At 37.7% G+C, this 13,439-nt stretch carries 6 protein-coding genes; all 6 read right to left on the bottom strand.

What is annotated here, in order from left to right; genetic code table 11:
* Positions 1-2,393: glycosyl hydrolase (locus tag ACY65O_RS07475; RefSeq protein ID WP_462220229.1), on the bottom strand; the 2,393-nt coding region annotated here is incomplete at its 3' end.
* A 471-nt stretch (positions 2,394-2,864) separates the two neighbouring features.
* A complete protein-coding gene (locus tag ACY65O_RS07480) occupies positions 2,865-4,139 on the bottom strand; it encodes a glycosylase (RefSeq protein ID WP_462220230.1) in 1,275 nt (424 codons plus the stop codon).
* Between the two features lies 1 nt (position 4,140).
* Positions 4,141-7,509, bottom strand: a complete 3,369-nt coding sequence (locus ACY65O_RS07485; RefSeq protein WP_462220231.1) for a glycoside hydrolase family 2 TIM barrel-domain containing protein — start codon at positions 7,507-7,509, stop codon at positions 4,141-4,143.
* Positions 7,455-9,464 (bottom strand): aceric acid hydrolase, encoded by a 2,010-nt coding sequence (locus ACY65O_RS07490; RefSeq protein ID WP_462220232.1) that lies wholly within the window; start codon positions 9,462-9,464, stop codon positions 7,455-7,457. The genes ACY65O_RS07485 and ACY65O_RS07490 overlap by 55 nt, the downstream gene beginning before the upstream one ends.
* Positions 9,465-9,541: 77 nt before the next feature.
* A complete protein-coding gene (locus ACY65O_RS07495) occupies positions 9,542-11,671 on the bottom strand; it encodes an alpha-L-rhamnosidase-related protein (RefSeq protein WP_462220233.1) in 2,130 nt (709 codons plus the stop codon).
* A 132-nt stretch (positions 11,672-11,803) separates the two neighbouring features.
* Positions 11,804-13,393 (bottom strand): sodium:solute symporter family transporter, encoded by a 1,590-nt coding sequence (locus ACY65O_RS07500; RefSeq protein WP_462220234.1) that lies wholly within the window; start codon positions 13,391-13,393, stop codon positions 11,804-11,806.
* Between the last annotated feature and the right edge of the window lie 46 nt (positions 13,394-13,439).

The raw sequence follows: 13,439 nt of genomic DNA on the forward strand, positions 1-13,439 counted from the left end.
ATTAATTTGTCAGCAACAGGAGTACTCATATTTCCGCCAGGATTCATTGGCTCCTTACCAGGAATTACGAGCACTGCAAAACTGCTACCCTGTGGAGTATATACTCTTCCATCCTTTACTTTCATCTGCATTAAAATATCAGGATTAAAACCATCATATTGATAACCATTCAGTGGATCTAAATAATTACCCGGGTTAGCGATATTTGCTGAATGCGAAACTCCTTCTGGCATTTGCCTTTGTTCTTGTCCTTCATTTTTTAAACGTATATCTTCTTCCTGTACTTTTCTTTTTCCAAAAATTCCCGGCAATGTATGCACTAATCTTTCCGGTAATATCGAACGCCGTGGAATTTCTTCGCCTGTAAAAACACCAATATCAACAACAGGTTTTCCTAATTGTAATAATGCCTGGCACCTGGTTAAATAATCTATCCAGGCTTTACTTTGTTTAAACCATGTTTGGTCACGCTGAAAAAATAATCCTATCCCGTCTAAGGTCATTCCCGGTTTTTTATCCAGCCATGGATTATGCATAAATACATGCAGTACTAACCTGTTGATACCTGCAGCAAATGCCCTGTCGCCCAATGCTTTTAAATTTCCGGGATGTTCGCCCCAATCACTTCGTAATGTTGTAAATGCTTCTGCCTGTACGATGTTTTTTCCATAAATGTGTGCGCCACTTATGGCATCCAGCATATCATTCGGTTTATCATGTGTGGGACTGTTGAGCCAAAATTCTCCCATCGGTATGTCTGCATATTTATAATGCATCATACCATCGCTAACAAATGTTGGCGCAATACTTTCAGCACTAAATGCACATCCTTTTTGATGCGCCAGTTTAGTAAGCGTGGCATAAAATTTTTCATTAACTAATTCTGCAATGGTTAGCCTTACATCGTGTAATATTTTTTCTGATGTTGCTGCATCTTTAACAGGCGTTCCTGTCATTACCAACAACCAGGGCATTAAATCGTAGCCTCTTTTCTTCTTAAATTCCATTGCAAAATTTTTGCTCCAGTTCTGACTGCCGCACTCCCAGCTATCCACATGAAACATTTTTATTACTTCGCCGGCAAGTAAAGGATCTGTATTGGAATAAAATTTTGCAAACCAATTATTAAATTGCAATGTAATTGCTGCGCTATTAAATTTATCACATTCTAATCCTTTACCTCCGCCTCCTGTTGCATTGGTATAACCTGTGGAAGTGTGCCCCATACGCACAATTATCCAGTTTTCATTTGCCGGAGCTACCCAGTTTAATTTTCCATTTAAAGATAATTTGCCGGTAAGATCTATAATTTTATTTACAGGAACTGCATCTTTTTCATTTACCTGCAAACTATCTGTTACTGCAGCAATGCGCCATACACTTCCATTCTTTGCTTCGTAATTATTAATTACCGGTTCGTCGCTTACATAAATACCCTGCACCCGTAAAACGGGTTTCCATTTTGCAGCATCCAGTTCTTCGCTGCCGGGTTCGGTGCCGTTTTTTTTCCAAACAAAGCGAATATATTTTGCAGTAAAATTTTTTATGGCATGTGTGTATGATTCATCCCAATCCTGCCAGCCATGGCGTGGCGGTTGTAATGTATCTACTGCAGTAAAATTTATGCTGTCGTTACTTTGCTGTATTATAAAACGCTGCGATTGGTACGCATTGTTTTGTTTTTTTATTTTGATCTGCCGGATTATTATGGGTTGCCGGTAATTGTATTGTATCCAGCAGTCAGTATCACTTTTAAAAGTTTCTTTGCTTTTACTGTCTGATAAAAAAGAAGCATCAGTTCCATTACTTGTAGTGATAACAGGTGTACTGTTGCTGACTTCATTTTTATAATTTGCAGGATAAGCAAATACTGCAATGTCTTTGTAATAGTTTTCTTTTGTTTCTGGCTGTGGTAATTCAATGGGGATTTTGTGTCCACGCTGAACAAATGTTTTTGTCCAGGTTAATTTTTGCATACTCAGCTCCGGTGTTATCCATGGGCCACCGGCGAGGGCAAACCCATCACTAACGTGAATGCCAAGCTGCAAATCCAAGCGCTTTGCTTCCTGCATGGCAAATTTTACCATGGCCCACCACTCCGGCGTAAGTTGCCTTACCTGTGGTTGAAACGGAATTGCAGCAGACGTATCTTTTATGGGCATTAAATAAGCACCACCAATACCAACTTCTTTCATGGCTTGTAAATCGGCAGTGATGCCGGCTTTAGAAACGGCACCATGCATCCAATACCAAAACACCCAGGGTTTTGCGGAGGTGGGTGGATGAAGAAAAGTTTGTTCTATTATATCACTCCACTTGTTTTGTGCAAACGATTCTATTGCCAAAGCAAAAAACCAAATCAGTAAGAAATAATATTTAAATTGTTTTATCATTTTTTTTATCACAAAGAAGAATCTACATACAAAGTTGAGAAATCTCACTCCATTAAACTTAATTTATAAAACTTCCTCACTTCTCTCTCGTCAATAGAACCATATTGCCTTAAACAATATTCAAAATTTTTCAAGCTAATTTGACCTATCTCTTTATCAATATACTTTTTATGTTTCTGATAATTTAGTTTTGTTAAAAAATATCCTTCCATAATGTTGGGATCATCATCAAGATTTATTTGAAATATTTCAATAAGAATTTTGGTGGGAATATGCGATACGTTTATAAAAGCATAGATATTAGTATCCATCTTTTGCTTCAAAGACATTTCTAAATAAAAGAAAATATACATTTTAAATTCGCTTTAAATAATTTCGAATATAGAAGTTGTATTTACTTAATAACATACAAGACCTACCCAAATATATTTTATCTCAAGCCTGACAGTATCTAATTTCTATGCCGTCGAACTATTTCACAAATTCCAATTTGCTTTTTCCTAAACCCTTTGATGTAGCCACTGCAATACCTCTGTGATCCTTTGCATCCACCGCACAATAAAAATGATACACCACACCTTTCCATTTTACCACAAAAGGTTTGTGTGCAAACTTTGCATCGAAAGGTTCTGATGATTTAATGAGATCATCGCCATTCCAATCTGTCCAGTTCACCAAATCGTAACTGCAGGCAAAACGGTTGAAGGCATCTTTTCTTCCTTCCCAAAATGCACCAAAGTAAAACATCACCCAAACATTGCCCATCTTTTGAATTACACCATCGCCGGTAATACCAATTTTATGGTGTACCACCGGATCGGTTTGGTAACGTTGCCAGTTGATCATATCATCACTTACGGCCATGCCTATTCTTTCGAACCAGCGCCATTTGGGAGTGTTGCTACTGGTATCGCCATTAGCATTGTAATACATTACAAATGGATGGCCTAAAGTTTTTTGTTTATCCCAGATAATGGAGCTCTTAAATAATTTTTTATTCTCCCACCAGCGTACATCAATATCACTCATGGATAAAACAGGATCGGCAAAAGGCTGCCATAAATGTGCTGTGGTTATATTTTTATTGGTGCTTGCTATTCCTATGCTGAGTTTGCCCGTTTCGTAACCTTTTTCTTTTCCACCAATATAACTCATCCAGTATTTTTTGTTGAACTTTTGTAATTGATAAGAACCTTCCCAATTGTAATCCTGCAACGCAATATACCCAGCTTTTTGATTAGCATCCCAATTACTATTTTCTTTATTAGAAGTATCGCCAAAGCTTAATATTTTCCCCAGCGTTTTCCAATGTAATAAGTCTTTGCTGTTTGCCAGCCAGGTTTCATAACCACGGCCATCAAATACAACATAGGTCATGTACCAGTTTTTTCCTTTTTTAAATACAGATGGACAATCTATTTTTTTATTTTCATTTTCAGACGTTAATACCAACCCGTATTTGTAGGGCGTTTTTACCTGCCCGTAAATTTGCTGCATTATATTTTGCGGCACTTCTTTTTGTGAAAAGGCATTCAAAAAATACATTTGGGCTAAAGCCCAGCAAAAGAAAACTTTTGCTATCCCCGGCCTGAAGGCCGGGGCAATTGAAAATACAATTCCTTTATTAAATGTGTTGATAAACAAAAATATTGTTCTTGACCTAAAACTTGGGGCAATACAAGATGAGGCAATGGAGAGTACGTTGTTAAGTTTAAATATTTTTCCGTTGTGCAAATAATTTTTCATTTTAGAATTTTATTTCTTTTGCTTTTTCTGAAGCAGTTTTTTCTTTTGCATTATAAGGAAGCAAATAAAATGTGTATTGATAATCCTTTGCCGGAAGCTGGTATTTTTCCAATGGCGCAGCCACATCACTCCAGCTATCATTACCGCCAACGCCCATTTGAATCAAATCAATATTGAGGGTAATAAAACCGGCATCTTTTAATTTATTGGTATGCTTTGCATTTTGAATATTTTCTTCGGTATAAGGCCATGCACTCATGCTTAATAAACTATCAGCTACAATTAATAACCCGTCTTTTTGTTTGTTGGATAAAAACATCCAGCGTACATCGGTACGATTACCATTCTCCTGCGGCACTACATAGTTTTCCATAAACTGATGCAGTGGTAAACGATAAGCGCCATCATCGGCCCCATAATTTTTATCAATGTAATTTTCCATTACGCCTTTACCAAACCATTCTATATTTTCATAACTTTTGTGTATACCTGTTTGCATACCTACTTTAGGAATATTGGGTAAACCGGGTTTTACAGTAAGTGCGTAATCTACTTTTATTACCCCGGCATCATTGATAGTGTAAATCATTTTTACAACAGCGCTATCGTTGATCAAACTGTAAGTAGCAGTAACTGCAATGCCGTTTTTACTTTTATCTACCACACTGCTGAGTAATTTTAATTCTGCATTATACCATTGTTTTAATTTACGCTGCGGCTTCCAGCCACGTTTATCATTATCGGTTAAGGGCCTTGTAAAATGCGGTAGCAATGGTTGAAATATTTGCTCGGTACCATTGTTTTTATAGGAACTTAAACCACCGCCATCGAACATACTAAAGAATAAAGAAAAATCTTTGCCAGTTACCGTAACACCATTCACACTTTGCTGGTAAGACAACAACGAATTACTGTGGGATGTTGCAACCATCGGTTCGGCTTTTTTAATTTGAAACTGATCAGAGGCAACTTCAAATCCTTTGCCCGCCCAAAGTTCATCCTCCTTTAAATCAAAACGAACAGCTGCATGATATTCGGCATTGACTTTTAATTCGGGCAGGTAATCAGCAATACTCATCACCGAATCTTTACCTGCTTCAATATTTATTGCCGGCATATCTTTAGCCACAATAACGTATCCATCTTCTTTTATTAACACAATAGCGTTATAGTCATTGGTATTTTTTACCGCACTTCGGTTAGTTATTTTTATCAATCCTTTTTTTGCATCAATCAATTCACATACTACAGGCTGAAAAACTCTTTTACATTCATTCATCACTCCTTTAGGCGTACCATCAGCATTCACAATTCCTTTAATAGTAAAGTTGTCAAAATACTTTTCTCCAAAATCGCCACCATATGCATAATATTTAATGCCTGCCGAATCAGTTTTTAATAAAGCCTGGTCTTTAAATTCCCAGATGCAACCGCCAATAATTCTTTTGGTATTTCTCCATTGATCCCAAAAATCTTTTAAGTTACCACCGCTGTTGCCCATGGCATGTGCGTATTCACAAAAGAAAATCGGCCTGCTATCACCGTTAGGTTGATTGGCCAGCAAAGGTGCTGTATAATCCGAAGGATACATCCTGCTTACTACATCAACATAATATTGATCTAACGGATTTTGAATGCGGTGGGAATGATCATTGCTTTTTAAATATTTTGGATCAGATGGATCAATGTAACCATTTTCCTTAGGGCTTCCCATTGCAGGCTCGTAATGCAATGGTCGGGTAATATCAAAATCATGTATCCATGCGGCCATAGCTGCATGATTAGGCCCGCTGCCGGCTTCGTTACCGAGGCTCCACATTATTATTGATGGATGATTTTTATCTCTCAATGCCATGCGGCTGATGCGTTCGATATAAGCACCTGCCCACATGGCATCATGACTTAATTTTCCGCCAAGTCCATGCGTTTCTAAATTGGCTTCGTCAATTACCATGATACCAAACTCATCACACAGATCTAATAAATACGGATCGCTGGGGTAATGGCTGAGGCGAACACAATTAAAATTGTACTGCTTGATAGTTGTGATATCCTGTAAAATATCTGCTCTTGACAATGCCTTGCCTTTTGTGGGATGATGATCGGGACGGTTTACACCATACAAATAAGTAAGCTTGCCATTGATGAGTAATTTACTGTCGTCTTTTCTAAATTCGATAGAACGAAAACCGAGTTTACAAGTTTTTACTTCCAGGATATTTCCGATGCTGTCTTCCAAACTCAATACTAATTTATACAGGTTTGGTTCTTCTGTACTCCATTTTTTGGGGTTGATAATTTTTGTTTCCAGCAAACCAAATTTTACCTGGTCTAAACGGGGATGAATTTCGTCGATGATATCATTGGTTGATTTTTCTACTGGTTTTGACAAAACTGCTTTATCATTCGCATCATATAATTGCACTTTAAGTTTATAGCCCGGCATTGCTACGCTTATTAAATTTTCTATTCGTGGACGAATGCTTAACACCGCATCTTTATACTCCTTGTCTAATTTGGCTTGATAGAAGAAATCTGCAATACGCAATTTTGGTTCGGCTAATAAATACACTTCACGGTGAATGCCACTCATTCGCCACTGATCCTGGTCTTCTAAAAAACTTCCGTCACTCCATCTTATTACCCAAACAGCAATAATATTTTCTCCCGCTTTTAAATAAGGAGTGATATTAAATTCAGATGACAGAAAACTATCTTCGGCATAGCCGCAAAATTTTCCATTGATCCATAATTTGTAAGCAGAACTTACGCCACCAAAATGTATGGTGATATTTTTATTTTTCCAATCTGCCGGAACTGTAAATGATCTTTGATAACAACCCACTCCATTGTAATCTTTAGGGATATGCGGTGGATTTACGGGTCGAAAAGGATACACCGCACTTTTATAAATCGGTTTATCATAACCATGCATTTCCCAATTGGAAGGCACGGGTATTTTTTTCCAACCAACAACTTTCTTTTTATAAAAATCTTTAGGTTCATCGCCGGGTTTTAGTGCAAAAGAAAAATCCCAATCGCCGTTTAAAGAAATGTAGCGGCCACTTTTTTGTCTGTCATTTTTTAATGCATCGTTTATGTTAGTATAAGAATAAGCAGTTACTCTTGATGCATCCCTGTTGATGCCGCTTACAGTTGGGTTTTCGTATGGCTCGGTATTATAAATTGCTGGTGCATTAGGAATAGCAGCAGGCGTTTTATCTACAAGCTGGGCTTGTGCATAGTGAATGGTGCATATTGAATATAAACCCGTGAGTGCTATGTAAATTATTTTTTTCATTTTTGTTTTATCTGTTATCTTAACAACGGCATCCACACCGTCATATCCGTTTGGCCCCGATTTGCCCATGCATAATAAGGGATCAATTTTATTTTTATGGGTATTGATTTTGTATTCACTTCTTTATACAATGTATTTTTCCAATTAGTATTTTGCAAAATTTTTGCTTCCCCGTTTAATGCGATCACATTGCCCTTATCAATTTTCATTGGTACCGCTTGCAATTTTATGTTTGCAGGAATTAATACATTGAAAATATTTTGTTTTGGCAGATCAGGAGATTCTAAACAATATATAATTGGCCCACGCTTTACTGTTACCTGGTTTTTTGTTTCTTCCACAAGCGGATTGCTTTCTAATAATGTTGCTGGCATATCCAGTAGTAATTCAATTTTATCTCCTGCTTTATAAACATTACCAGAAATATATCCATCTTTTCTGCCGTAAATAGCTGATGTTTTATCATTTACTTTCATACGATAACTTTTACACCAGCCGGGAATCCGTAAATGAATAGTAACAGGTTTTACCGGAGTTTCTTTTAAAACTACAGTAATATTTCCATCCCACGGATAGTTAGTGGTTTGCTCCAGTTTTAGTTTTGTGCCATCATGCAATTCGGTGTTCAAAATATTTCCACCATACATATTTATATACAATCCCTTCTCTCCACTGCTGTACATATAATTATTTACTTCTGCAATAGTACGAATAACGTTGGGCGGACAACAATTACTCTTACTAATATATTTTGAACGACCTCCACTCCATCTTAAATCATAAGGATAGTCTTTTGCTGCTGCCAATGGATTGGTGTAAAAAAATTTGTTACCATCCATGCTGATGCCGCTCAATACACTGTTGTATAAAGAGAGTTCCATCACATCGGCATATTTGGCTTCGCCGGTTAATTGCAGCATGCGCCAGTTCCATAATACATTGCCAATGTTGGCGCAGGTTTCGTTGTGTGCGGTTTTATTCGGCAACTGGTAATCTTTACCGTAAGCCTGTTGTATTTTTTGTATCGAATCGGGTTTGTAAGAAATTCCTTCTAATGATAAACCATCATACAATGCCCCGCAGCCGCCAGTCACGTACATTTTTTCATTCACCACATTATCCCACATCAAATCTAATGTGTGTAATAATGTGCTGTCGCCGGTTTCTGCAAACACATCGGCCACGCCGGCAAATAAGTAATTGGCTCTTACTGCATGGCCGTTCACTTCTTTCATCTGGCGAAATGGAACTCTGTCACTATTATCATCACTGCCTTCGCTTGTGCCCCTGATATCAATTAATTTTTTTACAAGGTCTAAATATTTTTTATCTCTTGTGGTGCGGTACATTTCTGTAATGCCCATATAATGCGAAGGGCAAATGGCATTGCGTGCCTGCTCTGCTGTGGCTTTGTTATAAAATACAATTAAAAAATCAGTGGCTTTTTTTGCAATGTTTAATAAATTTGTTTTGCCTGTTGCCCGGTAATGTACGCAAGCCGCCGTCATTAAATGGCCAAAGTTGTAGGCTTCAAAACTTAGCTTGTCGTCAAACATTTCGCCTTTGCCATTTTTCTTTTGCTCAATGATAGATTTGGTGTAGATGTAGCCATCTTCTTTTTGTGCTTTTGCAATTACTGCAATCGCATCATCCATCATGGCATCTAATTTTTTATTTTTCGTGGATGCATATAATGCTGCAACCGCTTCCAATGTTTTATAAAAATCACCATCATGAAACGAAGGTCCACGAAATCTGCCACTGTCTAAACCTGCTGCTACCCTGAAATTTTGAAAAGCATAACACATGTCTTTACTGGTGTACGTAGCCCATAAATGCGGTACCATCGAATCTTTGCATACAGCAAATCTTTCTGCCCAAAAACCATTTGTCCATTGCACATCGCTAATGCCTACGCTGTTTAATTTGGCGTGTGGGCTTTGCATGGTGTTGACGAGACCATTTTGTGCGGAGGCGAATGCAACAAATAGAAGAAGGTAAAAGACAATAATATTTTTTTTCATTTTTAACTTTCTATGTTGGGCTAAAGCCCGGATATCTATATTCATTTTATCCCTGGCCTAAAGGCCAGAGCAATTCACTACATCGCTTTATAATTTACTACATATTCTACACCCGGCTGCACAATTATTTCATAATTATCTGCACTAACAGCTTTTACCAAAATATTTTTACCTGTTGGTTTTGTTTTACTTTTTATTTTTAAAGTACCAATGCCGGTTACAGTTTTTATTTTTATTTGTTTGGTGCTGCAATACATTTCAATATCGCCATTGGGTGTAGGCACTTTGCCCTGCATCCATTGCAAGCCGCCCAATTGTGGTTGTATGGTGTAAGTTTCGTATCCAGGTGCAGTTGGACTTACACCTAAATAATATTTTCCTAATAAATAAATAGGACTGGCGCCCCATGCATGACAAAGGCTTTTGCCAAATTTACGGCCATACATTGCTAAATGTTCTGTTCCTTTTTTATCAGGATTATATTCTTCCCAAAAAGAGGTGGCGCCTAAATTTAACATACCGCCCCAATAAGATTTTATTTCTTTTAATACATACGATTGTTCGCCCATGGCGCACAAAGCTTCCAACTCGTAAAACCGCATGTAAGGGGTAATTATTTTTTGTATAGAATCATTTAACAGCACATGTTGCTTAACGGCCAACTTTTGTTCCCCGGTAAAATAATTAAAGAAGATGCCAAACATATTTGCGTAACGGGTTACGTTTTCTGTTTGCTTACCATCAACACGGCTGTGCGCCAAAGCATTCTTTTGTGGATTCCAGTAAATAGAAAATACTTTTTCTTTTATATCGGCCGCTAACTTTTTATATTCAGTCGCATTGGTTTTATCATTAGCAATATCTGCACAAAGCGACATGGTTTCTAAACTTCTTGCAAACAAAATTTGTTCAAAACTAATTTCACCTTTTTTGCTGAGGCCTGCAGCCCAGTCAATAAATGTCCAGTCGCCGGAAAGCCCTTCCATTAAACCATTTTTGTTTCTGCGGCTTAAGCAATAGTCCATCATGCTTTGCATACGGGGATAAAACTGTTCGATAAATTTTTTATCGCCTGTGTATAAATAATAATCATAAACACTGATGAACCAGTAAAATGTATAATCCATTATCGTATTGATATGACTGGTTACGGGATCTTTACCACGTAATGCCATAATGGTTCTGGTGACTGTAGGATTATCGAAGTAAGAATAGTAGTTCATCAAATAACTTTGCAGGGCATCACCACTCCAAACCCAGCGGTCTCTTTTAATACCATCTATAAAAAATTCACGGGTGTTTAATTCCAATGTGTATTTAGAAACGTCGTAAATTTTATTTATCTGTTCATCGGAGCAGGTGAAAGTTCCTCTTTGTTTTACATCGGCATATTCGTACAACATACTTGCCGAGTCAATGCTGATACTGCCATCGCAAACAATGTTTACATAACGCAATGCTTTGGATAAGAGCATCACAGAATCTGTTTGTACAGCCTTACTAAAAGTTAACCTGTCCAATGTCATGGCATCTTCAACAGACAAAGCTTCTTCTTTAGATTCGCCATAGTACAAAGAAATTTTTCCACTGCCTTTTATACCGTGCAGTTTTACAAAGCCAAAAGTTTCCTTTCCAAAATCTACTAAATATTGATTATTAGTTTTTGTTGTGGAAACGGCATTTATTTTTTTTGTGGGCAGTTTGAATGCAGATGGCAATTGCGTGGGGTCATTAAAATTCCAACTGCCGGCGTGGAGCCATTTGGTAGCGGAGATGTCGGATGTTTTGCCCGTTTCATCTATCCATTCTTTATCTTCAAAAGTTACCAGCCATGATGCATCGGATGCAATTGTTTTGCCCTGAACAAATATGGCCGGCACATTTGCCTGGTTCCACACTTTTACATTTATTTTATGTTTGCCCGAAGGCACTGTTAATTTATTTATGCCGCTTTCAACAGCATTGCCATCTAATTTTAAATTGAATTCACCTTCTGCATACACGGTAATTTCTTCTGGAGCTGCTAAGTCAAATACTTTATGAAAATCCATGAGTACATAATGAGCATCCATTTTCCAGAAGGGAGGAAAAAAAGTATTTCTATCCGTGCGGCGGTTTTGCATTTTGTTGGCGAGGTTTATTTCGAAATCGCCGGGATACCAGATCCATGTTGCTTTTTGTGCGGAGGCAGATTGCCACAGAAACACGGAAGCACAGCATAATAATATTTTCTTCGTTTTGGAAAAAGATGAACAAAGAAAAAAATGTTGAATGGAGCGTCGCCAATGTCGTCCCATAGCAGTACTAAAGCTTGCCCCCAAAAAATTTGTATTCATAAATTAATGTCCGTTAAAGATGATGTATAAAGTAAGTATTACCAATCCTAATAAAGCGAATAATATTTTTACCTGCCTGCTGGTTTTTGGCAATTCATTTTCTTCAATACTTGCTTTCACTTTATTTTTATCCACCAAAGAAATTATAATGGCCGATACAAATAATAATACAAACAAATAAAAAGACACTAAAAAATAATGCGGCCACCAGGTGTTGTCGCCTGTTTTAGTATTGGGTGGTAAAATCCATAAGTTTAACATGCCCACAAAAAGACTTATGGCAGAACCTGCAGATAAAATTACATTAACGGCCAGCTTAGTGGTGCGTTTCCAAAACACACTTAATAAAAATGTTACTGCAAGCGGCGGCGCTAAATATCCCAATATGGATTGAAAGATATCGAACAATGTTTTTCCTTGTATATTATCTAATGCAATGGCCATTAATACAGCCAGTACACAACCAGCAAGTACCACCATACGGCCAACATTAATTTGCTGTTTTACCGAGGCGTTTTTATTAATATTGTTTACATAAATATCTTTTGTAAACACGGTGCTTAATGCATTTAAAGATGAACCAATTGTTGCAACCAACACAGCGATCAACACACAAATTACCAACCCGTTTAAGCCTGCAGGAAATAAGTTGGTCACCATGGTCATGTAAGCCAATTTATCATCGCCGAGGTTTGGATATAAGACATAACAGATGATACCGGGCAAAATAAACATGGGCAGTGCAAGCACTTTAAGCCAACCAATAAAATTAATACCCAACTGGCCCTGCTTTAAATTTTTTGCGCCCAATACACTTTGCACCATGCTTTGATCGGTGCAAAAAAAGGCTACTGCCGACACCGGATACCCTAATAATATTGCATGCCATGGATAACCAGCGTCAGACGCCGGGCGGGTGAGGTTCCAAAAATGTGCAGGTGTTTTAGCAGCCAAGCCGGCCACGCCGCCAATTTCCCTTAAGCCCAAAAAAGTTAAAGTAAGTGATACTACGATCAACAATATCATTTGAAAAACATTAACTTTTGCGATAGCTTTTAACCCACCCATAAAAGTGAACAATCCGGAAAAAGCAACCAATACAATAGTAGATTGCCACATGGGAATGCCTAAAATTTGCCGAACTAAAATACCGCCACTGAATAAACCCAGCGAAAGCCAGCTGATCAATATTTTTATAAGTGCGTAGCCTGCTAAGATATCCTGCGTACTTTTTCCATAGCGTTTGCCCATGTATTCCGGCATGGTGCTTACCTTACTGGCTATATACCTTGGTGCAAACACCATTGCCAGTAACAATAAAAAGATAAAAGCGTACCACTCAAAATTGCCACCCACTATACCAGCAGTATAACCAATACTTGCAAAAGCTAATAAAGATGATGGCCCTACATTTGTACCCCACATGTTGAAACCGATATTGTACCAGTTGAGCGAATTGCCTGCCATGAAAAGCGTTTCATCTTTATTTTTATTTCTAAAACTGGCGATGTATCCAATTACCAGCAACGCCATTAAATAAATGGCAATGATGGCGAAATCGAGTGTGGTGAGTTTATCGTAGATTTTGTTCATTAGCTGTTTGATTTTTGTGTTGTCAGCCTGAGCTTGTCGAAGGCGG

This window comes from Ferruginibacter sp. (assembly GCF_031430955.1).
Lineage (GTDB): Bacteria > Bacteroidota > Bacteroidia > Chitinophagales > Chitinophagaceae > Ferruginibacter.

What these genes read in the sequence shown, in the direction of transcription:
- ACY65O_RS07490 (WP_462220232.1), bottom strand. Translation starts at nt 9,464, where the DNA reads ATGAAAAAAAATATTATTGTCTTTTACCTTCTTCTATTTGTTGCATTC.
- ACY65O_RS07500 (WP_462220234.1), bottom strand. Translation starts at nt 13,393, where the DNA reads ATGAACAAAATCTACGATAAACTCACCACACTCGATTTCGCCATCATT.
- ACY65O_RS07480 (WP_462220230.1), bottom strand. Translation starts at nt 4,139, where the DNA reads ATGAAAAATTATTTGCACAACGGAAAAATATTTAAACTTAACAACGTA.
- ACY65O_RS07485 (WP_462220231.1), bottom strand. Translation starts at nt 7,509, where the DNA reads ATGGGCAAATCGGGGCCAAACGGATATGACGGTGTGGATGCCGTTGTT.